The 23,286-nt window shown below is 75.0% G+C and carries 21 protein-coding genes; 8 read left to right on the forward strand and 13 right to left on the reverse strand.

Annotated features, from left to right (window positions below; genetic code table 11):
• Positions 1–54 precede the first annotated feature (54 nt).
• Together topA and J1G43_RS15600 are read right to left on the reverse strand one after the other, a co-directional pair.
• Positions 55–2,781: a type I DNA topoisomerase gene (topA, locus tag J1G43_RS15595; protein WP_207378789.1), complete on the reverse strand. Its 2,727-nt coding sequence runs from the start codon at positions 2,779–2,781 to the stop codon at positions 55–57.
• A gap of 105 nt (positions 2,782–2,886) precedes the next feature.
• Positions 2,887–3,843 carry a phosphatase PAP2 family protein gene (locus tag J1G43_RS15600; protein WP_307859627.1) on the reverse strand — a complete coding sequence of 319 codons (957 nt, stop codon included), beginning with the start codon at positions 3,841–3,843 and terminating at the stop codon, positions 2,887–2,889.
• A 144-nt stretch (positions 3,844–3,987) separates the two neighbouring features.
• On the opposite strand from J1G43_RS15600, the gene J1G43_RS15605 reads away from it, so the two are divergent.
• Complete coding sequence (locus J1G43_RS15605) at positions 3,988–4,740, forward strand: response regulator transcription factor (protein ID WP_278186663.1); 753 nt, start codon at positions 3,988–3,990, stop codon at positions 4,738–4,740.
• A gap of 2 nt (positions 4,741–4,742) precedes the next feature.
• A complete protein-coding gene (locus J1G43_RS15610) occupies positions 4,743–6,335 on the forward strand; it encodes a cell wall metabolism sensor histidine kinase WalK (protein WP_207370950.1) in 1,593 nt (530 codons plus the stop codon).
• Between the two features lie 3 nt (positions 6,336–6,338).
• Here the strand turns inward: J1G43_RS15610 and J1G43_RS15615 are convergent, their stop codons facing one another.
• From J1G43_RS15615 to J1G43_RS15630, 4 genes are all read right to left on the reverse strand, one after another.
• Positions 6,339–7,109 carry a hypothetical protein gene (locus tag J1G43_RS15615; protein ID WP_207370951.1) on the reverse strand — a complete coding sequence of 257 codons (771 nt, stop codon included), beginning with the start codon at positions 7,107–7,109 and terminating at the stop codon, positions 6,339–6,341.
• Between the two features lie 64 nt (positions 7,110–7,173).
• Positions 7,174–8,820 carry an anibiotic ABC transporter gene (locus tag J1G43_RS15620; RefSeq protein ID WP_307859628.1) on the reverse strand — a complete coding sequence of 549 codons (1,647 nt, stop codon included), beginning with the start codon at positions 8,818–8,820 and terminating at the stop codon, positions 7,174–7,176.
• Complete coding sequence (locus J1G43_RS15625) at positions 8,817–9,737, reverse strand: ABC transporter ATP-binding protein (RefSeq protein ID WP_207340402.1); 921 nt, start codon at positions 9,735–9,737, stop codon at positions 8,817–8,819. Before J1G43_RS15625 ends, J1G43_RS15620 begins: the two co-directional genes overlap by 4 nt.
• Complete coding sequence (locus tag J1G43_RS15630) at positions 9,734–10,396, reverse strand: TetR family transcriptional regulator (protein ID WP_249670723.1); 663 nt, start codon at positions 10,394–10,396, stop codon at positions 9,734–9,736. The genes J1G43_RS15625 and J1G43_RS15630 overlap by 4 nt, the downstream gene beginning before the upstream one ends.
• Before the next feature lie 116 nt (positions 10,397–10,512).
• Here J1G43_RS15630 and radA point away from each other — a divergent pair, with 116 nt between their 5' ends.
• Positions 10,513–11,934 carry a DNA repair protein RadA gene (gene radA / locus J1G43_RS15635; RefSeq protein ID WP_207340401.1) on the forward strand — a complete coding sequence of 474 codons (1,422 nt, stop codon included), beginning with the start codon at positions 10,513–10,515 and terminating at the stop codon, positions 11,932–11,934.
• A 44-nt stretch (positions 11,935–11,978) separates the two neighbouring features.
• Entirely contained in the window at positions 11,979–13,052 is a 1,074-nt protein-coding gene (gene disA / locus J1G43_RS15640) for a DNA integrity scanning diadenylate cyclase DisA (protein ID WP_089800379.1), read from the forward strand.
• A gap of 26 nt (positions 13,053–13,078) precedes the next feature.
• Here disA and J1G43_RS15645 read toward each other — a convergent pair whose 3' ends face one another.
• Positions 13,079–13,714: a hypothetical protein gene (locus J1G43_RS15645; protein ID WP_207340400.1), complete on the reverse strand. Its 636-nt coding sequence runs from the start codon at positions 13,712–13,714 to the stop codon at positions 13,079–13,081.
• Positions 13,715–13,958: 244 nt separating this feature from the next.
• Here J1G43_RS15645 and J1G43_RS15650 point away from each other — a divergent pair, with 244 nt between their 5' ends.
• The gene (locus J1G43_RS15650; RefSeq protein ID WP_207378791.1) at positions 13,959–14,903 is read left to right on the forward strand and encodes an A/G-specific adenine glycosylase; all 945 of its coding nucleotides are present in this window, start codon (positions 13,959–13,961) and stop codon (positions 14,901–14,903) included.
• A gap of 67 nt (positions 14,904–14,970) precedes the next feature.
• Here the strand turns inward: J1G43_RS15650 and J1G43_RS15655 are convergent, their stop codons facing one another.
• The gene (locus J1G43_RS15655) at positions 14,971–15,486 is read right to left on the reverse strand and encodes an amino-acid N-acetyltransferase (RefSeq protein ID WP_207340398.1); all 516 of its coding nucleotides are present in this window, start codon (positions 15,484–15,486) and stop codon (positions 14,971–14,973) included.
• Positions 15,487–15,521: 35 nt separating this feature from the next.
• Positions 15,522–16,502, reverse strand: coding sequence for a sugar-binding transcriptional regulator (locus tag J1G43_RS15660; RefSeq protein WP_207340397.1), 981 nt, complete (start codon positions 16,500–16,502; stop codon positions 15,522–15,524).
• Between the two features lie 178 nt (positions 16,503–16,680).
• On the opposite strand from J1G43_RS15660, the gene J1G43_RS15665 reads away from it, so the two are divergent.
• The 3 genes from J1G43_RS15665 (at position 16,681) to glpK (ending at position 20,908) form a co-directional block, all read left to right on the forward strand.
• Positions 16,681–18,492, forward strand: coding sequence for a glycerol-3-phosphate dehydrogenase/oxidase (locus J1G43_RS15665; protein WP_207378792.1), 1,812 nt, complete (start codon positions 16,681–16,683; stop codon positions 18,490–18,492).
• A gap of 128 nt (positions 18,493–18,620) precedes the next feature.
• Positions 18,621–19,346: an MIP/aquaporin family protein gene (locus tag J1G43_RS15670; RefSeq protein WP_207340395.1), complete on the forward strand. Its 726-nt coding sequence runs from the start codon at positions 18,621–18,623 to the stop codon at positions 19,344–19,346.
• A 41-nt stretch (positions 19,347–19,387) separates the two neighbouring features.
• Complete coding sequence (gene glpK / locus J1G43_RS15675) at positions 19,388–20,908, forward strand: glycerol kinase GlpK (protein WP_207340394.1); 1,521 nt, start codon at positions 19,388–19,390, stop codon at positions 20,906–20,908.
• 76 nt (positions 20,909–20,984) lie between these two features.
• Here the strand turns inward: glpK and J1G43_RS15680 are convergent, their stop codons facing one another.
• The 4 genes from J1G43_RS15680 to J1G43_RS15695 all read right to left on the reverse strand — a co-directional run bounded on the left by J1G43_RS15680 (position 20,985) and on the right by J1G43_RS15695 (position 23,259).
• Entirely contained in the window at positions 20,985–21,629 is a 645-nt protein-coding gene (locus J1G43_RS15680) for an ANTAR domain-containing protein (protein ID WP_207378793.1), read from the reverse strand.
• On the reverse strand, positions 21,626–21,973 hold the full coding sequence (locus tag J1G43_RS15685) for an STAS domain-containing protein (protein WP_207378794.1): 348 nt from the start codon (positions 21,971–21,973) through the stop codon (positions 21,626–21,628). Before J1G43_RS15685 ends, J1G43_RS15680 begins: the two co-directional genes overlap by 4 nt.
• A gap of 241 nt (positions 21,974–22,214) precedes the next feature.
• Complete coding sequence (locus J1G43_RS15690) at positions 22,215–22,802, reverse strand: DUF3618 domain-containing protein (RefSeq protein WP_207340391.1); 588 nt, start codon at positions 22,800–22,802, stop codon at positions 22,215–22,217.
• On the reverse strand, positions 22,795–23,259 hold the full coding sequence (locus J1G43_RS15695) for a phage holin family protein (RefSeq protein WP_372434890.1): 465 nt from the start codon (positions 23,257–23,259) through the stop codon (positions 22,795–22,797). The genes J1G43_RS15690 and J1G43_RS15695 overlap by 8 nt, the downstream gene beginning before the upstream one ends.
• Between the last annotated feature and the right edge of the window lie 27 nt (positions 23,260–23,286).

The following is a 23,286-nucleotide window of genomic DNA, read 5'->3' on the forward strand; positions in this document are numbered from 1 at the left end:
GGCATCACCCGCCGGACGCCGCGGCACCGGATGCCGGGGCACCCGGACGGACGGTCAGCCCTTGGCGGCGGACTTCTTCCGTGCGGGCGCCTTGCGGGTCGTCGTGCGCTTCTTGGCCGGTCCGGCCGCGCGCTTCTCCGCCAGCAGCTCCACGGCCTGCTCGGGGGTGATCGACTCCGGGGTGACGTCACGCGGCAGGGTCCGGTTGGTCTCGCCGTCGGTGACGTACGCGCCGAACCGGCCGTCCTTGACGACGATCGGCTTGCCGCTCGTCGGGTCGGTGCCCAGCTCGCGCAGCGGCGGGGTCGCCGTCTGCCCGCGCCCCCGCTTGGGCTGCGCGTAGATCGCGAGCGCCTCGTCGAGGGTGATGTCGAAGAGCTGCTCCTCCGACGCCAGCGTCCGCGAGTCCGTGCCCTTCTTCAGGTACGGGCCGTAGCGGCCGTTCTGCGCGGTGATCTCGGCGCCCGACTCGGGGTCGACGCCGACCACGCGCGGCAGCGACAGCAGCCGCAGCGCGTCGTCGAGGGTCACGGTGGCCAGCGACATCGAGGAGAAGAGCGAGCCGGTGCGCGGCTTGGGGGCCGCGGCCAGCGCCTTCTTGCGGGCGGCGGCGGACAGGCCCGGGTCCAGCTCGGGCTCCGGCAGCACCTCGGTCACGTACGGCCCGTAGCGGCCGTTGCGCGCGACGACCTGGTGACCGGTCGCCGGGTCGGTGCCCAGCACCTTGTCGCCGTCGGGCATGGTCTCGAGCAGCTCGCGAGCCTTGTCGACCGTGAGCTCGTCGGGGGCCAGGTCGTCCGGCACGGACGCGCGGCGCGGGTCGGCGTCCGGCCCGTCGCCGGGCGCCTCGAGGTACGGCCCGTACCGCCCGACGCGCAGCGTGATGCCGTCGCCGATGTCGATGGAGTTGACCTCGCGCGCGTCGATCTCGCCGAGGTTGTCGACGAGACCGCGCAGGCCACCGGTCTCGACGGAGTCGGACCGGTCACCGAAGTAGAACTGCTCCAGCCAGTCGACGCGCTCCTTCTGGCCCGCGGCGATGGCGTCGAGGTCCTCCTCCATGCCGGCCGTGAAGTTGTAGTCCACCAGCCGGTCGAAGTTCTCCTCGAGCAGGCGCGTGACGGCGAACGCGAGCCACGTCGGCACCAGCGCCTGCCCGCGGTTGGTGACGTACCCGCGGTCCTGGATGACACCGATCGTCGCGGCGTACGTCGAGGGGCGGCCGATGCCGCGCTCCTCGAGCGCCTTGACCAGCGACGCCTCGGTGAAGCGCGGCGGCGGGGACGTGCGGTGGCCGTCGGCCGTGAGCCCGGACGCGTCGACCGCGTCGCCCTGCGCCATCTGCGGCAGCCGGGCGTCGTCCTTGCCCGCGGCGCCACCGCCCTCGGACTCGTCGTACCGGCCGCGGTCGCGGCCCTCCTCGTAGGCGGCGAGGAAGCCGCGGAACGTGATGACCGTGCCGGACGCGGAGAACACCGTCTCCACCGGGCCGTCGGCGGGGGTGGCGGTGGCCGCCAGGCGCACCGACGCCGTCTGGCCACGGGCGTCGGCCATCTGCGAGGCGACCGTGCGCTTCCAGATCAGCTCGTAGAGCTTGAACTGGTCGCCGGACAGCTCACGCGCGACCTGGGCCGGGGTGCGGAAGTGGTCACCCGCGGGGCGGATGGCCTCGTGCGCCTCCTGCGCGCCCTTGGCCTTCGACGTGTACACGCGCGGCTTGTCGGGCACGTACTCCGAGCCGTACAGCTCGGCCACCTGCCGGCGCGCGGCGTCGACCGCCTGCGTGGACAGCGCGGGCGAGTCGGTCCGCATGTAGGTGATGTAGCCGTTCTCGTACAGCGACTGCGCGGTGCGCATGGCCTGCCGCGAGCTCATGCGCAGCTTGCGCGACGCCTCCTGCTGCAGGGTCGACGTCGTGAACGGCGCTGCCGGGCGACGGGTGTACGGCTTGGTCTCCAGGGACTGCACCGTGAACGCGGCGCCCTCGAGCCCGGCGACCAGCGCGGTCGCCCGCGCCTCGTCGAGCGCGACCGCGTCGCGGGACTTCAGCCCGCCGCGGTCGTCGAAGTCACGGCCGGACGCGACGCGCGCCCCGCCCACACCGGTCAGGCGTGCGACGAACGTCGGCTCGGCGTCGTCGGCCACGGCGAACGTGCCGGTCACGTCCCAGTAGTCGGCCGCGACGAACGCCATGCGCTCGCGCTCGCGCTCCACGACCAGGCGCATCGCCACCGACTGCACGCGGCCGGCGGACAGGCCCTGGCGGACCTTGCGCCACAGCACGGGGCTGACCTCGTAGCCGTACAGCCGGTCGAGGATGCGCCGCGTCTCCTGCGCGTCGACGAGGCGCTCGTCGAGCTCGCGGGTGTTCTCCAGCGCGCGGGCGATCGCCTCGCGCGTGATCTCGTGGAACACCATGCGCTTGACGGGGATCTTCGGCTTCAGCTCGGCCAGCAGGTGCCACGCGATGGCCTCGCCCTCGCGGTCCTCATCGGTGGCGAGGTAGAGCTCGTCGGACTCCTTGAGGAGCTTCTTGAGCTCGGCGACCTTCTTCTTCTTGTCCGCGTCGACGACGTAGTACGGCACGAACCCGTTCTCGACGTCGACGGCGAACTTGCCGTACGGGCCCTTCTTCATGTCCGCGGGCAGCTCGGAGGGCTGCGGCAGGTCCCGGATGTGCCCGACCGACGCCTCCACGTCGTACCCGTCGCCGAGGTACCCGGCGATCGTGCGCGCCTTCGCGGGCGACTCCACGATGACGAGCTTGCGACCTGCAGACATCTGAACGGCCTTCCGTGCCGAGGGGTGTGAACGACGATCTCGTGGCGGCCGTGGGCGCGCCACGACGCGTGGACACCGCTTCCGAGGGGACTCTACGTCCTGGCGTCAACCCGGAGCCGACGTCGTCTCGTCCCGCGAACCGGCGGCGTGCCGCAGCACGAGCATCGCCGCGAACGTCAGGCAGCACGCCGCGACGACCCCCGCCACGCCCCCACCGTAGGCCAGCAGCTCGTGGGCCCGGTCCGCGACCCCGGCCCGGTACGCCCACGTGCGGGTCAGGAGCAGGCCGGCCACCGCACCGGCCGCCGCGCCCAGGACGGCGAGCCCCAGCGCGGTGCGCCGCGTGCGCTGCCACCACGGGTCGTGGGCGCCCACCCGCGGCAGGGTCGACGTCGCGGTCGGCGTGACACCGGGCCGGGCCGCCATGGCACCGCAGACCAGGGCCGTCCAGCCGAGCACGACGAGCGTGCCCGCCACCACGTCCGACGGCCGGTGCCACTGCCCCACGAGCGTCGAGACCCCGGTCAGCGCCGTGTACCCGGCGCCGAGCAGCGCGACGACGGGCCGGGCGCGGGGCGGCGCGACCAGCAGCAGCGCCGCCGCCACGGACCCCGCCGCGGTCGTGTGGCCGCTGGGCAGCGTGTTGCCGTAGTCGGCACCGACGCCCAGCAGGGGGCGGTCCAGCACCACGTGCTTGACGAGCCGCGTGGTGAGGTTGGCCCCGCCGACGAGCACCGCGACCTGCACCGCCAGCGACAGCCGACGGCGTACCAGGGCGACGACGGCCGCCCCGAGCAGGCCGCCGGCGACGAAGCCGACGGACACGACGTCGAGCACCGGCTCGGCGACGGCCCACAGCCGGCCCTGGCCGAACGCCGCGCCGTCGAGCGCCGCGTCCTCGACGCGCTGCCCGGCCCACGTGTCGACGAACGACCGCCACAGCAGCCACACGCCCACGGCGCACGCGACGGCCACGGCACCGCAGGCGACCACGACCCCGCCGCGCGCCTGCGGCCGACGCCGCTGGTCCGGGACCACCCGGACGACAGGACCCTCGTGCACCGTCACACGGTAGGCCACCCGGGGGACCTCGGGTGACCGCCCGGAGGACGCCCTCCCGCGGCGCGGGTCGGGGCCCGCGCCCGGCTCAGCGAACTCACAGGGACGCTCCAGCCGCACCACAGGGCGGTCGCACAGCCTGGTCACATGACGACGACAGCATCCGCCACGCACCCGTCGCACCGGCCCGACGCCCTGGCGCGCGCCGACGGGTCACCGATCCGTGCGCTGGTGGTCGACGACGAGACGAACCTCGCCGAGCTCCTGTGCACCGCGCTGCGGTACGAGGGCTGGCAGACCGAGCAGGCGCACACCGGCCACCAGGCCGTCCGCAAGGCCCGCACGCTCGACCCCGACGTGATCCTGCTCGACGTGATGCTCCCCGACATGTCGGGGCTCGACGTCCTGCGGCGCATCCGGCAGACCCACCCCACGGTCCCGGTCCTGTTCCTCACCGCGCGCGACGCGGTCGAGGACCGCGTGGCGGGCCTCACGGCCGGCGGCGACGACTACGTGACCAAGCCGTTCAGCCTCGAGGAGGTCGTGGCGCGCCTGCGCGCCCTGCTGCGCCGGGCCGGGGCGGTCGCGCAGCGGGAGGACTCCGTGCTCGTGGTCGGCGACCTGCGCATGGACGAGGACAGCCACGAGGTGTGGCGCGGCGACGACGCGATCCGCCTCACCGCCACCGAGTTCGAGCTGCTGCGCTACTTCATGCGCAACCCGCGCCGCGTGCTGAGCAAGGCCCAGATCCTCGACCGGGTCTGGCAGTACGACTTCGGCGGGCAGGCGAACATCGTCGAGCTGTACGTGTCCTACCTGCGGCGCAAGATCGACAAGGGCCGCGAGCCGATGCTGCACACGCTGCGGGGTGTGGGGTACGTGCTGCGCCCGGCGTCCTGACGATGACGCCGTCCCCGGGTACCGGCCGGCGGTGGCCGCTGCGGCGCCGCCTCGTGGCCGTCGTGCTGGGGCTCGTGCTCCTGGTGGGCGTGGTGACGGGCGTCGTGTCGACCGTCGCGCTGCGCGGCTCCCTGCTCGCGCAGGTGGACGAGCGGACCGTGGCCGCGGCGCAGCGTGCCGTCCGTGCGACGCAGGCGTCCCCGTTCCCCGACGACCCCGCCGACGGACGCGGCGAGGACACCGCCCCGGGCGCGGACGACGGGCGCGTCGAGGGCGGTCGGGAGCGGGGCCGCCGCGGCGAGCGGCCACCCTCGCTGGACGCCCCCGGCCAGGACGTCGGGACCGTGAGCCTGGTGGTCGGCGACGGGACGACGCGCGCGCAGTACCTGGACACCGACGCCTCGTTCGTCGACCTGACCGAGGCGCAGGTCGACGCGCTGCTCGACGTGCCGGCGGACGGCCGCGTTCACCCCGTGACGCTGGACGGGCTGGGACCGCACCGGGCGGTGGCGCTGCGCACGGACGACGGCGAGCTGGTGGTCACCGCGCTGCCGTCCGCCGGCGTGGAGGCGACCGTGCGGCGGTACGTGGCCGTCGAGGTGCTGGCGGCCGCGGGGGCGCTGCTGGTGGCGGGCGTCGGCGGGTCGCTGCTGGTGCGCCGGGAGCTGGAGCCGCTGACGCGCATGGCCGCGACGGCCACCCGCGTGGCCGAGCAGCCCCTGGGACGCGGGGAGGTCGCGATCACCGCGCGGGTCGACGAGCGCGACACCGACCCCTCGACGGAGGTCGGGCAGGTCGGCGCGGCGCTCAACCGGATGCTCGGGCACGTCGAGCGCGCCCTGGCCGAGCGGCAGGAGTCCGAGCAGCAGGTGCGCCGGTTCGTCGCCGACGCGAGCCACGAGCTGCGCACGCCCCTCGCGTCGATCCGCGGCTACACCGAGCTGGTGCGCCGCTCCCCCGAGGAGCTGCCGGCGGACGCCCGGGCCGCGCTCGCACGCGTGGAGTCCGAGGCCACGCGCATGAGCGCGCTGGTCGACGACCTGCTGCTGCTCGCGCGCCTCGACGCGGGCCGACCCCTGGAGCGCGAACCGGTGGACCTCGCGGCGCTGGCCGTCGACGCGGTGGCCGACGCGCACGTCGCGGGCCCGGAGCACGTGTGGCGCCTGGACCTGCCGGGGCAGGGCGACGAGAGCGTGCAGGGCGACCCGGACGTGCCGGACGACGAGGTCGGGACCCTGACGGTGCTCGGCGACGACCACCGGCTGCGCCAGGTGCTGGGCAACCTCACGTCCAACGCACGCCGGCACACCCCGGCCGGGACGCACGTGACCGTCGCGGTCCGCCGCGACGGCGACGACGTCGTGGTGTCCGTGACCGACGACGGACCGGGCGTGCCGCCCGAGCTGCGCGACCGGCTGTTCGAGCGGTTCGCGCGCGGCGACGAGTCCCGCAACCGCGCGGCGGGGTCGACGGGCCTGGGGCTCGCGATCGCCCGCGCCGTGGTCACCGCCCACCGCGGCACGCTGACGTGCGAGAGCGCGCCGGGACGCACGTCGTTCGTCGTGCGCGTGCCGGCTGCCGACGTCGGCCGGTAGCGGCTACAGCCCGTAGGCCGCGTACGCGTCGAGCACGTCGGCCAGGGGCGCCGTGAGCCGGAACACCGCGGTGGCGTTCTGCCAGACCGCCACCCCGGTGCCGTCGCCCGCGTCGACGACCGTGAACGTCCCGACGGGCTCGCCGCCGACCGTGACCTCACCCGTCTGCGGCAGGTCGGGCGCGTCGGCCTGCGCCGGCTCGGTCGACGTGGCGGTGTCCGCCGCGGTGTCCGCGGCGGCGCCGGGCAGCGTCGCGGTGAGGCCCTGCAGGAACGTCGTGGCGTCCTGCGCGGTCTCGAGCTGGGCGGCGCGGACCGTGAGCGTGCCGCCGTCGCCGTCGGTGAAGGTCTCGGTGTACGCCTCCAGCGCGCCCGCGCCGAGCCACTCGGCGTCGTCCTGCGACGACTCCAGCGCGTACTGCAGCACCGAGGCGGGCAGCGCCGACGCGAACGCCGTGGTCGCGGGGCGCGCGACGGGCGCGACGGCCGGCGTCGGGAGCGGCAGCACGACGGTCTCGGCGGGCGCCGGCTCGTCCGCGCCGCGGTCACCGAAGACCGCGACGGCGCCGGCCACGAGGCCGGCCACGACGAGCACCGCCACGCCGATGATCGCGGGCAGCATCCAGCGCGGCCGCCCGCCCGGTGCACCGTCGCCGGGACCGTCGTCACCGACGACGGGGCCGGGCACGCCCTGCGGCGTCACGGCCGGTCGGTGCGTCGGTCCCGTGGCCCCCGGCACCCACTGGGGCTGCCCGGGTCGTCCCGTGTCGCTCATGCGCCGAAGTCTCCTCGTGTCGCGTGGTCGGCCGCTGCCGAGCCACGCGCAGCCTACCGAGCGCTCAGCCGTCGACGTCGCGCCGCCGCGCCCCGGCGAGGCCCGCCACGACCAGCAGCGCCGCGACCGCCGTCACGAGGAGGACCGCAGGCCAGTCCATCGGCGCGGCCGGCAGCGCCGGCAGGTGGGTGAACGGGGACAGCGCGTCGACGCCGTCCGGCAGCAGCTCGCCGAACAGCCCGACCGTCCCGACGTACGCGACGTACAGCCACACGGCACCGGTCGCCCGCGGCAGCAGGCCGAGCAGGGCCGTCGCGACGCCGAGGACGAGCAGGACACCGGGCACCGTCACGGCGGCCGCGCCGAGCAGCCGACCGACCTGTGACGCGTCGTCGAGCGTGGAGGCCGCGCCCGCCCCCATCACGACCCCGGCGAGCAGCAGCATCACCGTCGCGGCGACGGCCGCGAGACCGACCTGCGCGCCCAGCCAGCGCACGCGCGACACCGGCAGCGCGAGGAGCCCGGCGGCGCGGCCGGAGCGCTCCTCGGCGCGCGCCGCGCCGACCGCGGTGCCGACGTACGCGGCCGCGACGACCGCGATGAACACCACGTACAGGCCGAACGCCGCCGCGACCGCGTCGTCGACGTCACCGAGGATCACGGCCAGCTCCGACCCCTCGGCCACGAAGTCGACGACCGCCGACGCCAGCAGCCCGATCAACGCACCCGTCCCCACGACGCCCGCGCCCCAGGCGAGCACCGACGTGCGCTGGCGGCGCCACGTGAGCCCGACGAGCCCGCCGACGCGCCCGCGCGCCGGGCCGAGCCGTTCCGGCAGCAGACCCGTGCCCAGGTCACGCCGCCGCACGAGCACGGCCGCGACCCCCACGTTCACGGCGACCGCCGCGACGCCCACCGCGAGCGGCCACCACCGGTCGAGCGTGTACGGCGCGGTCGCCTGCGACCAGCCGAACGGCGACAGCCACGTCCACACGCTCGTGCTGCGCGGCCCCTGCACGTCGCCGACCGCGCGCAGCACGAACGCGAGCCCGAGCAGCGCCATGCCGATCGCGCTCGACGTCCGGGCGTGCGTCGTCAGCTGCGCGGCCACCGCCGTCGCGGACGCCAGCACGAGCGCGACGACCACGACGGACGCGACCATCAGCACCGAGCCGCCCGGGTCGAGGTCGGTGGTGAGCAGCGCGACGAGCAGCAGCGCACCGACGACGAGCACACCCGTCGCCGCGGCCAGGAGCCCCGCGACGACCGGTGCCGCCCGGCCCACCGGCTGGGACCGGACGATCTCGAGCCGCCCGTCCTCCTCCGGGGCGCGCAGGTGCCGGGACACCGCGAGCACCCCCATGATCCCCACGGGCAGCATCAGCCACAGCGCCAGCTCGTTGGCCGTCATCGCGCCCAGCGTGTAGTCGTCGAGCCCGAAGCCCGGGCCCGCGAGCGCCGTGGCGGCGGGTGACGCGATGAGCGCGGCACGTGCCTCGCGCTCGCCGGGGGGCGCGTAGAGCTCCGCGAGCGCGACGACCGAGACCTGCGTCATCCCCGCCACCGCGACCGCCCAGATGCCGGTCGTCCAGCGGTCGGTGCGCAGCGCCAGCCGCAGCAGCCGGCCCGTGCCCGCGAGCGGGCCGTGGGGCGTCGTCCGCCGCAAGCCCGACCGTGCGGCGGTCGCGCGCCGCACCGCCGTCGTCGTCACCGCTCCCCCACCCCGAGCGTCGCGAGCTCGTCGCCGTACTCCCGCAGGAACACGTCCTCGAGCGTCGGTGGGTGCGCGACGACCGAGCGCACACCGTGCGCGGCCAGGGTCGCGAGCACCGCGTCGAGCGCGACCCCGTCCGCGGCGAGCGTGACGTGCGCGTCGTCGGCCCGCAGGTGGTGCACGCCGTCGAGCGCGGTCAGCGCGTCGCGCGCCCCGGGGACGTCCGCGAGGCGGGCGACGACGGTCGTGCGCGTCAGCCCGCGCAGGTCGTCCAGCGTGCCCGTGCTCACGGCACGGCCGCGCCGGATGATCGTCACGCGGTCCGCGAGCGCCTCGACCTCGGCGAGCACGTGGCTCGACAGGAGCACCGTGCGGCCCTGTGCGGCGGACTCGCGCACGACCTCCTGGAACACCGCACCCATGAGCGGGTCGAGACCCGAGGTCGGCTCGTCCATGAGGAGCAGCTCGACGTCGGCCGCGAGCGCCGCGACCAGCGCGACCTTCTGCCGGTTGCCCTTCGAGTACGCCCGGGCCCGCACGCGTGTGTCGAGCTCGAACCGCTCGACGAGCGCGTCACGGCGGTGCGGGTCCAGCCCGCCGCGCAGCCGGCCCAGCAGGTCGATCGTCTCGCCGCCCGTCAGCTGCGGCCACAGCGTCACGTCGCCCGGCACGTACGCGAGGCGGCGGTGCAGTGCGACCGGGTCGCGCCACGGGTCGCCGCCCAGCAGCACCGCCTCGCCCCCGTCGGCCCGCAGCAGGCCCAGCAGCACGCGGATCGTCGTGGACTTGCCGGCTCCGTTGGGCCCGAGGAAGCCGTGCACCTCCCCCGTGCGCACGTGCAGGTCGAGGCCGTCCAGCGCGCGCGTGCGGCCGAACGTCTTGACCAGGCCCTGGACCGCGATCGCGTCCGTCATGGCTGCTCCCGGGTGGCGGGGACGGCGCCCTCCCCGGCGCGCCACGCGTCGAGGTAGGCCGAGTCGGTGAGCAGGCCGTGCGTGAAGATCTCCAGCCCGGCCTGCATGGACGTGGTGGTGATGTGGGCGAGCGCCGCCGCCGGGTCCGTGGTCGGCGACGGTGCGCGGCCCGCGGCCGCCTCGAGCTGCGCGAGCAGCAGCAGCCCGAGCTGCCCGGCGACGACGTAGCGGGCGCGCCCCTGCGGGTCGGACGTGGGGCGCACGGCACCCGTGCGCTCGCCGTGCTCGAGGTAGGCGACCGTGTCCGCGACGAGCCCGTCGACGAACGCCGCCGCCCCGGGCCCGCCGTCGAGGACGACGCGCACGAGGTACGCGACCAGCGGCGCGTACTGCTCCGTGCCGGCGAGCTCGGCCATGACGTCGCCCGCCGGACGGTCCAGCGCGTCGGACTTCACGGCCCGCAGCTCGTCGTGCACGTACCGGTCGCAGGCCGCGCGCAGACCGTCCTTGGACCCGAAGTGGTGCAGCACGAGCGCGGGGCTCACGCCGGCGTCGGCGGCGACCTGCCGCAGGCCGACGCCGAACCCGTCGCGCCCGAAGCGCAGCATCGCCGCGTCACGGATCCGCGCGCGGGCGGTGAGGTCGTCGACTGATCGCACGTTCAGCAGACTAAACGTACGTTCAGCCGTCCACAACCCCCTACCCCCCGACAGGTCGGCGCACCCCGTGCGCGTGGCCGACGCCGGTGTCGGTGGCGGCACGTACCGTGCGTCCCGTGAGCCAGACGACCACGCGCCGCGCCCGACCCGGGACCGAGCGCGCCACCGAGCGCCCCGGGTTCCGCTGCACCGAGTGCGGGTGGACCACCACCAAGTGGGTGGGACGGTGCGGCGAGTGCCAGGAGTGGGGCTCGGTGGTCGAGGACGCCGGCCCCGGCTCCGGCGGGCCGCGCACCGTCGCCGTCGCCCCGACCCGCAACCCGGCCCGCCCCATCGAGGAGATCGACGTCGAGGCGGCCGCCGCCCGTCCGACGGGCGTCGAGGAGCTCGACCGCGTGCTCGGCGGCGGGCTCGTGCCCGGTGCCGTCGTGCTGCTGGCGGGCGAGCCCGGTGTGGGCAAGTCGACGCTGCTGCTGGACGTCGCGGCCCGTGCCGCGCGCACGGGCCGGCGCGTCCTGTACGTCACCGGCGAGGAGTCGGCGGCGCAGGTGCGGCTGCGCGCGGGCCGGATCCACGCGCTGGCGCCGTCGCTGCTGCTCGCCTCGGAGACGGACCTGGGCACCGTGCTGGGCCACGTCGAGAGCGTCGACCCCGACCTGCTGGTGCTGGACTCGGTGCAGACCTTCACGTCCGCCCAGGTCGAGGGGGCGCCCGGCGGCGTGTCCCAGGTGCGCGAGGTCACGGCCGCGCTGATCGCCGCCGCCAAGTCCCGTGCGCTGCCGGTGGTGCTCGTCGGTCACGTCACCAAGGACGGCTCGGTGGCCGGCCCGCGCACGCTCGAGCACCTGGTCGACGTCGTCTGCCAGTTCGAGGGTGAGCGGCACTCCCGGCTGCGGCTGCTGCGCGCCACCAAGAACCGGTACGGACCGACCGACGAGGTCGGGTGCTTCGACCTCTCCGAGCACGGGATCGTCGGGCTGGCCGACCCGTCCGGGCTGTTCACGTCCCGGCTCGTCAGCGACGTGCCCGGCACCTGCCTCACCGTGACGCTCGAGGGCCGACGGCCGCTGGCGGCCGAGGTCCAGGCCCTGGTGGCGCCCAGCGTGGTGCCCAACCCGCGGCGCACCACCAGCGGCGTGGACGGCAGCCGCCTGGCCATGGTCCTGGCCGTGCTGCAGCGACGCCTCGGCGCGCGGCTGGCCGACCAGGACGTGTACGTCTCGACGGTCGGCGGCGCGCGGGTCGTCGAGCCCGCCGCGGACCTGGCGCTCGCGCTGGCCGCGGTCAGCGGACGGGAGAACGTGCCCGTGCACGCCGGTCTCGTGGCGATCGGCGAGGTGGGGCTGGCCGGCGAGATCCGCCCGGTCCCCGGCGTCGGACGCCGCCTCGCGGAGGCCGCCCGCCTGGGCTGCCTGCGCGCGGTCGTCCCCGCCGGGACGCTCGCGGAGGTGGCCGTGCCGGACGGTCTGCGCGTCGTCGAGGCCCCGGACCTGGCCGCCGCCGTGCTGGCCGGGCTCGCCCCCGCCGCCGACGCGTGAGCACGGGCTCGGACAACACGTCACGCCACCGATACGATTCGCACGTGCCCCACTCGCACCAGGAGGACCTGCTGAGGTCCACGCTCGCCGCTGTCGCCCCCGGATCGGAGCTCCGCGACGGCCTCGAGCGGATCCTGCGCGGCCGCACGGGGGCGCTGATCGTCCTCGGGATGGACCCCACCGTGGAGTCGCTGTGCTCCGGGGGGTTCGTGCTCGACGTCGAGTTCTCCGCCACCCGCCTGCGCGAGCTGGCCAAGATGGACGGTGCGGTGGTCATCGACCCGGTGCGCGACCGGATCGTGCGGGCGGCGGTGCAGCTGCTGCCGGACCCCTCGATCCAGACGTCCGAGTCCGGCACCCGGCACCGCACCGCGGAGCGGGTCGCCAAGCAGACCGGCCTGCCGGTCATCTCGGTGTCCGCGTCCATGCGGATCGTCGCCCTGTACGTCGGGGCGCAGCGCTACGTGCTCGAGGACTCCACGACGATCCTGTCGCGCGCCAACCAGGCCCTCGCCACGCTCGAGCGCTACAAGGCCCGCCTGGACGAGGTCAGCGGCACGCTGTCCGCGCTCGAGATCGAGGACCTCGTCACCGTCCGTGACGTGTCCGCGGTCGTCCAGCGCCTCGAGATGGTCCGCCGCATCTCCGACGAGATCGCCGGCTACGTGGTGGAGCTCGGCACCGACGGCCGCCTGCTGACCCTGCAGCTCGACGAGCTGGTCGGCGGCGTCGGCACGGAGCGCGAGCTCGTCATCCGCGACTACGTGGACACGTCCCGTCGCACCGTCGAGACGGTCCCGGGCGCGCTGGCCGAGCTCGACTCGACGCAGCTGCTGGACATCGCGCACATCGCGCGCGTCCTCGGGCTGCCGGGCGGCGGTGAGGAGCTCGACGCCGCCGTCGGACCCCGCGGCTACCGGCTGCTGTCGAAGGTGCCGCGGCTGCCCGGCCCGGTCGTCGACCGGCTGGTCGGGCACTTCGGCGGGCTGCAGAAGCTCCTGGCCGCCACGATCGACGACCTCATGGCGGTCGACGGCGTGGGCGAGCAGCGTGCACGCTCCGTCCGCGAGGGCCTGTCGCGGCTCGCGGAGTCGAGCATCCTCGAGCGCTACGTCTGACCCGAGCGCTCCGTCCGACCCGAGCCTCAGCCCAGGCCGAACACCGCCGGCGGTGAGGTCGCGCCGGCCGCCGTCAGGGTGACCGAGTAGGTCCCGTCCCCCGGGTCCGGCAGACCGCCCGCGCAGCCGGCGGCGGACCGCTCGCGCGGCCACACCAGCTGGGTGACGTCCGACTGCCCCCCGGCCAGCAGCAGGGTCCGGGGCGGGGCGTCGGCTGCGGCGCAGTCGCGGCTCGACCACACGCGGTCGTCGCCGGAGGTGATGAGGACCTCCCGCTGCGCCTCGCCGACGTCGACGAGGCACGGCTCGGACCCGGAGTTGGTGACCCCGACCTCGAAGGTGGGGTCGACCCCGGCGGGGAACGCCTCGGCACCGGGGGTGATCGCCAGGACGAGCTGCTCCGGCGCGCAGTCGGGCACGCCGGGCTCGTCGGCGGGCGGCGTCGTGGGCGCGGCCTGCGGCGCCGCGGAGGTGGGCGCGGCGGCGGGCTCACCGTCACCGCCGCGGCCCGTCAGCCAGACGACGAGCAGCACGATCAGCAGGACCGGCAGCCCGAGCACCACGAACCGCCGGATCCAGAACACCCGGGCGGGGGGCCGCGGCGGCGGCACCGGACGCGCGGGCCGGGGTGCGCGGCCCGCCGGGGGCGTCCGGTCGTTCATGCAGGACCTCCGAAGGTGGGCGCCGCGCGCGGGCTGGCTGTGCGCGACCACGGTACGAGGCCACCGCGGCGTACGCCGCCCGACGCGCTGCACGACGCGCTCCACGCCGCGCCGACGCGCCGCAGACCGACGCCCGCCCCGCGCGCCTCGCCGCGGGACCGGGGCGAGGCACCACCCGCCCCGCGCGCCTCGCCGCGGGACCGGGGCGAGTTGGCGCACCCGCCGGGCACGGGCACCATGAGGCGTGCCCGTCGCTCAGCAGACACCGCCCCCGGCGACCGACGCACCGGACGCGTCCGTCCGCGCGGACGTGGTCGCCTGGTTCGACCGGCACGCTCGCGACCTGCCGTGGCGCGCCGCGGACCGCACCGCGTGGGGTGTGCTCGTCAGCGAGGTGATGCTGCAGCAGACCCCGGTGGTGCGGGTGGAGCCGGCGTGGCGGGCCTGGCTCGAGCGGTGGCCGACGCCCGCGGACCTGGCCGCCGCGCCCACGGCGGACGTGCTGCGCGCCTGGGACCGGCTGGGCTACCCGCGCCGTGCGCTGCGCCTGCAGGAGTGCGCCCGGGCGGTCGTCGAGCGCCACGGCGGCGTCGTGCCGGACGACGAGACCGCGCTGCTCGCCCTGCCGGGCGTCGGGGCGTACACGGCGGCGGCGGTGCGCGCGTTCGCGTTCGGCCGCCGGTCGGTGGTGCTGGACACCAACGTGCGCCGGGTGCTGGCCCGCGTCGCGGCGGGCGAGGCGCTGCCGGCGCCCGCGCAGACGGCGGCCGAGGTCCGCCGTGCGGCCGCGTGGGTGCCGGACGACGACGCCGCGGCGGCACGCTGGTCGGCGGCGTCGATGGAGCTGGGGGCGCTGGTCTGCACGGCCCGGACGCCGCGGTGCGCCGCGTGCCCGGTGGCGGACCGGTGCCGGTGGCTCGCCGCCGGCCGACCGGCGGACGCGCACGCCCACCGACGCCGGACGCAGGCGTGGGCGGGCACGGACCGGCAGGTGCGTGGCCGGGTGATGGCACTGCTGCGGGAGGCCCTCGCGCCGGTGCCGCACGACGCGCTGGCCGCGGTGTGGCCGGACGCCGCCCAGCTGGCCCGCTGCGTCGACGCGCTCGTCGCGGACGGCCTGGTGACGCGGGACCCGGCGCCGGGCGAGGACCCGGACCCGGCGGCGGCCACCTACCGGCTGCCGCACTGACCCGGGCGCGGCACCACCCGCGCCGGTCTCGCCGCGGCACCGGCCGCGCCGTCGCGACCCCGGTGGGTCAGAGCTCCAGGAGCATGCGCGTGTTGCCGAGGGTGTTGGGCTTCACGCGCGCCAGGTCGAGGAACTCGGCGATCCCGTCGTCGTGGGAGCGGAGCAGCTCGACGTACACGTCGGGCGGCACGGGCGTGCCGTCGATCTCGCGGAACCCGTGGCGGGCGAAGAAGTCGACCTCGAACGTCAGGCAGAACACGCGCCGCAGCCCGAGCCGGCGCGCACGGTCCAGCAGCGCGTCGACCAGCAGGTGCCCGACGGCACGGCCGCGGTGCTCCGGCGCCACCGCGAGGGTCCGGATCTCCGCGAGGTCCTCCCACATGACGTGCAGCGCCCCGCACCCGACCAGGTCGCCGCCGGCGACGGGGCGCGCCACGAGGAACTCCTGCACGGCCTCGTAGTAGCCCACCCACTCCTTGGCGATGAGGATGCGCTCACGGGTGTAGGGCTCGACCAGGCGGTGGATCGCGCGGACGTCGGACGGCAGGGCGGGGGCGATCTCGACGGAGGCGGTGGTGCTCACGCGCACAACCTACGCACGGACGTGCACCCGCGCCGTCACCGGGGCCGTCCGGGCGCGCGGCCGGCGACGGCCTCGACCAGCGCGGTGGCGGTCACCTCGTCGACCACGAGGTCCGTGACGACCCGGGCGTGCAGGGCCGCGAGCAGCGGCGCCACCTTGTTGTCGCCCGCGACGACGCACACGCGGCGCGGGATCCGCTGCAGCTCGGCGGGGGTGGGCCCGGTGGCGCGGCTGTTGAGCGAGACGTCCTCCCAGGAGCCGTCGCCCCGCAGGAAGACGGTGCACACGTCGCCGACCACGCCCTCGTCGTGCAGGCGCCGCACGTCCGCGTCGTCGAGGTAGCCCGCGGAGTACACGTGCGAGGGCACCGCGCCGGCGACGGCACCGGTGGAGAACACCGCGATGTCGGCACGGCGCTGCATGTCCAGCACCCGGCGGACCGAGCGCTCGCGCCACATGGCGGCCTTGGTGTCGGGGTAGTCGAAGAACGCGGGCACCGAGAAGTGGTGCACGGCGGCCGCGAACGCCGAGCCGAACGACGAGATGAGGTCGGAGGCGTACTCGACGCCGGACGTGCGCATGTTGGCGGCCCCGTTGAGCTGGACGACCGCGGAGCCGCGGGTGGGCTTGGGGGCGAGGTACCGCGAGACGGCCGCGAGCGTGGTGCCCCAGGCGATGCCCATGACCATGTCGGAGTCGAACCACGAGCCGATCAGACGTGCGGCCGTCATGGCGACCTGGTCGAGCCGCTCCACCGAGCCGGCGGAGTCCGGCACGGGCACGACGTAGGTGTCGATGCCGAACGCGGCGGAGATCGAGCGGCCCAGGCCGGGCGCACGGGTGCTGGAGGGTCGCAGCGTGATCTCGACGAGCCCCGTCTCCCGCGCCCGCTTGAGCAGCCGCGACACGGTGGACCGCGACGTACCCAGGTGCCGGGCGATGACCTCCATCTTGAGGTCCTGCAGGTAGTACATCGAGGCCGCGCGCAGCACGTCCTGCTCCCGCTCGACGAACACGCGGCACCACCCTCCGTCGGGCACGACACGCGAGTCCCCGAGGCTGCACGTTCGTGCATTCGAGTTGCGCGTCCGTTCTGTACGTGATGACCATATCGGCGACGCACCCGGCGAGCGAGGGGGCCCCCGCCGGGAGCCGCGACCACCGAGCCACGGCTCCACCGGGAGGGACCGCCACATGAGGACCGCACCGCTGACCGCCCAGGGCCGGCAGGACGCACTGGGCGCACTGCGCCGCAGCTCCGAGGTGGGTCAGGAGCTCGACGTCCTCGTCGTCGGCGGCGGCGTCACCGGCGCCGGCATCGCCCTCGACGCCGTGACGCGCGGCCTGTCCACGGCGATCGTCGAGGGCCAGGACTGGGCCTCGGGGACGTCGAGCCGCTCGAGCAAGCTCGTCCACGGGGGCCTGCGCTACCTGCAGATGCTCGACTTCCACCTGGTCCGTGAGGCCCTGACGGAGCGCGACCTGCTCATCACGCGCCTCGCCCCGCACCTGGTCAAGCCCGTGAGCTTCCTCTACCCGCTGGAGAACCGCGTGTGGGAGCGGGCGTACGTGGGCGCGGGGGTCGCGCTGTACGACACGCTGGCGTCGGTCTCCGGCAGCCACCGCGCCATGCCGATGCACCGCCACCTCACCCGCAAGGGCATGGAGCGGCTGTTCCCCGACCTGCGCCACGACGCCGCGATCGGAGCCGTGCGGTACTGGGACGCGAGCGTGGACGACGCCCGCCTGGTCGAGACGCTCGTGCGCACGGCCGTCAGCTACGGCGCGCACGCCGCGTCCCGCACGCAGGTCGTCGACCTGCAGACCACGACCGGCGGCGCCGTGACCGGTGCCGAGGTGGTGGACCTGGAGACGGGCGACCGGATCGACGTGCGCGCGCGCCACGTCATCAACGCGACCGGCGTGTGGACCGAGCAGACGGAGTCGCTGGCGGGCAGCGAGGGCGGCCTGCGGGTGCTGGCCTCCAAGGGGATCCACATCGTCGTCCCGCGCAAGCGGATCGAGGGCAACACGGGCCTGATCCTGCAGACCGAGAAGTCGGTGCTGTTCATCATCCCGTGGTCCCGCTACTGGGTGATCGGCACCACGGACACCCCGTGGGAGCAGGACCTCACGCACCCCGTCGCCACCAGCGCCGACATCGACTACGTCATCGAGCACGCCAACCAGGTGCTCTCACGGCCCCTGACCCGTGAGGACGTCATCGGGACGTGGGCGGGCCTGCGCCCGCTGCTGCAGCCGGGGACCAAGGAGGGCACGTCGTCGGCGAAGGTGTCGCGCGAGCACACCGTCGCCTCCCCGACGCCCGGCCTCACGGTCGTCGCGGGCGGCAAGCTGACGACGTACCGGGTCATGGCCAAGGACGCGGTCGACTTCGCGCTCGGCTCGCGGGCGACGACGCTGCCGTCGATCACGCAGGACGTGCCGCTGGTCGGTGCCGAGGGGCTCAAGGTCGTGCAGCGCCAGGCCCGCGCGATCGGCGCCCGCTACGGCTGGGACCGTCCGCGCATGGACCACCTGCTGCACCGGTACGGCTCCCTGCTGCAGGAGCTCACCGACCTGTGCGACGAGCGGCCCGAGCTGGCGCAGCCGTTGCAGCACGCGCCGGCGTACATCGGTGCGGAGATCGTCTACGCGGCGAGCCACGAGGGTGCGCTGCACCTGGACGACGTGCTCATGCACCGCACCCGCCTGAACTACGAGCAGGCCGACCGGGGCGTCGGCGCCCTCGACGAGATCGCCGACCTGCTGGCACCCCTGCTCGGGTGGGACGACGCGACCCGCCGCCGCGAGATCGAGGCGTACCGCGCCCGCGCGGAGGCGGAGGAGGCCGCCGCCGCGCAGCCCGACGACGCCACCGCCGAGGCGGTCCGCCTGAAGGCGCCCGACCTGGCGCCGCTTCTCCCGCTGGGTGAGGACGCCGACCCCGGAACCAAGCCCGGCTCGCCGGCCGGCCGGGGCGCGTCCGGCCCGGCGGGCACCTGAGGCACCGGTGGTGCGGGGCACCGCCGCCCCGCACCACCGGCCCGCCGCACCCGTGCGGCGACGTGAGGCCCCGGCGGTGACCCGCGTGACAACGACGTCGACGAGAGAGGTCTGAAGTGGACTACACGATGGTTGATGCGTTCTGGTCGGAGACCATCGGCACCGCGATCCTGATCCTGCTGGGCGCGGGGGTCGTGGCCAACGCGATCCTCCCGCGCACCAAGGGGTTCGGCGGCGGCTGGCTGATGATCAACTTCGGGTGGGGCCTGGCGGTGTTCGCCGGCGTGTACGCCGCGTACAAGTCCGGTGCGCACCTGAATCCCGCCGTCACGATCGGCATCTGGGCAGCCGGTCGCGAGGAGTTCGCGCCGGGCATCCCGGTGACCGCGCTCAACGGCGTGCTGTACGTGACGGCGCAGATGCTCGGCGCGGCCGTCGGTGCCGGCCTGGCGTACCTGGCGTACAAGAAGCACTTCGACCAGGACGCCGACCCCGCCGTCAAGCTGGGCGTGTTCTCGACCGGCCCCGAGCTGCGCTCGTACGGCTGGAACTTCCTCACCGAGGTCGTCGCGACCTTCGTCCTCATCTTCTTCGTGCTCGCGTTCGGTGAGACGCCCGCGGAGATCGGCCCGCTGGCCGTGGCGCTGGTCGTCGTCGGCATCGGCGCGAGCCTCGGCGGCCCCACCGGCTACGCGATCAACCCCGCGCGTGACCTCGGGCCGCGCATCGCCCACGCGCTGCTGCCCATCAAGGGCAAGGGCTCGTCCGACTGGGCCTACGCGTGGGTGCCGATCGCCGGCCCGCTCCTCGGCGGCGTGCTCGCGGGCCTCCTGGCACGCGTCTACGTCGGCTGACCCGACCACCTCGAACGACCGTCCCGACGAAAGGCTCCCCGATGACCGACCAGTACGTCCTGGCGATCGACCAGGGCACCACCTCGACCCGCGCGATGATCTTCGACCACGGCGCGAACGTCGTCGCCGTGGGCCAGAAGGAGCACGAGCAGATCTTCCCGAAGGCCGGGTGGGTCGAGCACGACGCGAAGGAGATCTGGACCAACGTCCGCGAGGTCGTCGGCCAGGCGCTGGGCCGCGCGAGCCTCACGCACGAGGAGATGGCCGCCGTCGGCATCACCAACCAGCGTGAGACGGCGGTCGTGTGGGACCGCGAGACCGGTGAGCCGGTGTACAACGCGATCGTCTGGCAGGACACCCGCACGCAGAAGATCTGCGACGAGCTCGCGGCCCTGGGCGGCGGCGCCGAGCGCTACAAGGACCGCGTCGGCCTGCCGCTGGCCACGTACTTCTCCGGCCCCAAGATCCGGTGGATCCTCGACAACGTCGAGGGCGCGCGGGAGAAGGCCGAGGCGGGCCGGCTCGCGTTCGGCAACACCGACTCCTGGATCCTGTGGAACATGACGGGCGGCACCCGCGGCGGGATCCACGTCACGGACCCGACGAACGCGTCCCGCACCATGCTCATGAACATCGACTCGCTCACGTGGAACGAGGAGATCGCGGGTGAGATGGGCATCCCGGTGTCGATGCTGCCCGAGATCCGCTCGTCGTCCGAGGTGTACGGCGCGGGCCGCAAGGGTGGCCTGCTTCCCGGTGTGCCGATCGCCGGCATCCTCGGCGACCAGCAGGCGGCGACGTTCGGGCAGGCGTGCTTCGAGGTGGGCCACGCCAAGAACACGTACGGCACCGGCAACTTCATGCTCATCAACACCGGCACCGAGCCGATCGCGTCGAAGAACGGCCTGCTCACCACGGTCTGCTACAAGATCGGCGACCGCGACACCGTGTACGCGCTCGAGGGCTCGATCGCGGTGACGGGCTCCCTGGTGCAGTGGCTGCGCGACAACCTGGGGATCATCTCCTCGGCCCCCGAGGTCGAGAAGCTGGCCGCGAGCGTCGAGGACAACGGCGGTGCGTACTTCGTCCCCGCGTTCTCCGGCCTGTTCGCCCCGTACTGGCGGTCCGACGCGCGTGGTGCGCTCGTCGGTCTGACGCGCTACGTCACCAAGGCGCACATCGCCCGGGCCGCGCTGGAGGCCACCGCCTTCCAGACGCGGGAGGTCCTCGACGCGATGAACGCCGACTCGGGCGTCGACCTCACCGAGCTGAAGGTCGACGGCGGCATGGTCGCCAACGACGCGCTCATGCAGTTCCAGGCCGACATCCTCGGCGTGCCGGTGGTCCGTCCGAAGATCGCCGAGACCACCGCGCTGGGAGCCGCGTACGCGGCGGGCATCGCGGTCGGCTACTGGTCCGGGGAGCAGGACGTCATCGACAACTGGTCGGAGGACAAGCGCTGGGAGCCCGCCATGGCGGACGACGAGCGCGACCGGCAGTACCGGCTGTGGAAGAAGGCCGTGACGAAGTCGTTCGACTGGGTGGACGACGACGTGCGCTGACGCGTGCGACGCGGCACGACCCCGGTGACCGACCCGGCGCCGGGGCCGTGCCGCGCCGGGGGCGCCCGTGCCGACGTCAGGTCCGGCGGTTGCCGGCCTCCTGCTGGTCGGACACGGGAACGCCGAGGTGCTTGCGCGGCTGGAACGGGGTGCCGCTGACGGGGCGGGTCCCGGCCGCCTGGGCGACGACCCGCGTGGCGACCTCGCTCAGCTTCTCGTCGCGGCGCTGCGCCGTGGTCCGCAGCACCTCGAGCGCCCGCTCCGGGGAGCAGCGGCGGTGGGCGACGACGACGCCGATCGCCTGGTCGATGACCTCGCGGCTGCGCATGGCCGCCGTCAGGTCGGCGACGTCCTGGCGCAGGTCGTCCGCGTCCGCCCGGTCGGCGATCATGCCGGACAGCACCCCGGCGGTCACGCGCAGGTCGTCGGTGACGTCGGACCAGTCCACCGTGCCGGAGGTCCGGACGGCGACGCAGGTGGTGCCGTGCCGCACGGCGGTGGACACCGGCCCGGCGGTCCCCGGCTCCGGCCACGGCACGTCCGGCGCCACGGAGCCGGGCGTCGAGACGACGTGAGGGGGGCGCCCGGCCACCTCGGCGACGACACGGAGGTCGACGCCACGGCGCAGCTCGTGCTCGAGGACGCGGCGCAGGAGGGCGAGCACCACCAGCATCCCCGGCGGGACGACGGCGGTCGCCGCGCCCGGCGCGACGGCCGTCATGAGGACATCGACATGCGACTGCCGTCGCGGTGCAGGACGGAACCGAGCCCCAGCACGTCGAGCAGGCGGGCGACCACGGCAGGGACGTCACGCACGACGTACTCCACCCCGGTCTCCACGCAGATGCGCTCGCACTGCAGGAGGAAGGCGATGCCGGGGGCGCCGAGCAGGCGAACCTCGGCGAGGTCGACGACGACCGGGAGACCCGCCTCGGCGATCTCGGCGAGCGCGTCGCGGGCCTCGTCGCGCAGCGAGATGTCGATCTCGCCGCTGAGGTGCACGACGACAGCCGTGCTGTCGCGCCGGACGGTGATGGAGCTGGTGCTGGGCGTGTGGCTGGACATGTGGCTCGCCCCCAAAGGCGCTTGCCTGGCACCCCGGGAAACCCCGGGATGACCGTGCACGCCATGGGCTGGTGCCCTACCTCACACGACGACGCCCCGTGCACCTTCCACTGTCTCACGTATCCGGGCGAACCGACACAGGCCGGGCATCTCGCAGCTCACGTAGGCGTGCGCCAGGCGCACCACGCCGGGGGCGGGCACCGTGATCCTCACGACGCCCACCCCCGGCCCGTCACGGTGCTCACTGCTGCTGCGGGGCCTTCCGCACCTCCTGCGCCGACTGCTGCGCCTGGTCCCGCAGGTCGGACGCCGCCTGCGTGCCCTGCTCCTTGACGCCGGCGGCCGCGTCGGTGGCGGTGTCCTTCACGGCCTGCAGGGCGTCCTGCGCCGGCTCGCGCAGGTCGGACGCCATCTGCTGCGCCGCCTCCTTGGCCTGCGGAGCCATGGCCTGCGCCTGCTCCTTGACCGCCTGCGCGGCACGCTGCTCCGGCGCCGAGGTCGGCACCAGCGAGGACGCCAGCCACCCGAGCCCGAAGGCGACCAGACCCGCCGCGAGCGGGTTGCCCTGCGTCTGCTGGAGGGCGGCGGTGGGTGCGCCCTTCACGCCCTGCGCGACGGAGCCGGCGGACCCGCCGGCCGCGTCGCGGGCGCCGCCGACGGTGCCCATCACACGCTCGCGGACGGCCCCGACGCGGCCGCGCACCTTGTCCGCCTGGCGGTGCGCCATCTGTCGGGGGTCGATCGTGTCGCCGACGGCGTCGACGTTCGCCGACAGGTCGGCCCGCGTCTCCTCGATCCGCTGGCGGATCTCCTCGGGGCTCTCACTCATGGTTCGCCTCCTCGTCACCCTTCAGGGCGTTCGGGATCTTCTTCATGGTCTCGGCGGTGCGGGGTGCACCCTTCACACGGCGGAGCTCACCGCGTCCTCGCACGGCGAGGACCGCGGCGATCACCGCCCAGATCACGGCCACGACGACCGCGGACCAGGCCCTGCCCAGCGGCAGGCCCCACCACAGGGCGAACGACAGGAACATCAGCACGAAGTGCCCTGCCACCCCCGAACCGGCGAGCAGACCGCCGCCGGTGCCCGCACGCTTCGCGGACTCGGTCAGCTCGGCCTTGGCCAGCTCGACCTCCTGGCGGACCAGGAGGGACAGGTCCTCGGTGACGGACCCGATCAGGTCACCCAGGGACGGGCGCTCGTCGGGCGCGCCCTCAGCGGCCGGCGGCGGCGCGCCGGTCCCGGGCAGAGGACCCGTCCCGGGCAGGGGACCTGCCCCCGGCACCGCGCGCGGGTCCGCCGCCACCGTGGG

It is taken from the genome of Cellulomonas sp. zg-ZUI22 (assembly GCF_017353535.1).
GTDB classification, from domain to species: domain Bacteria; phylum Actinomycetota; class Actinomycetes; order Actinomycetales; family Cellulomonadaceae; genus Cellulomonas; species Cellulomonas wangleii.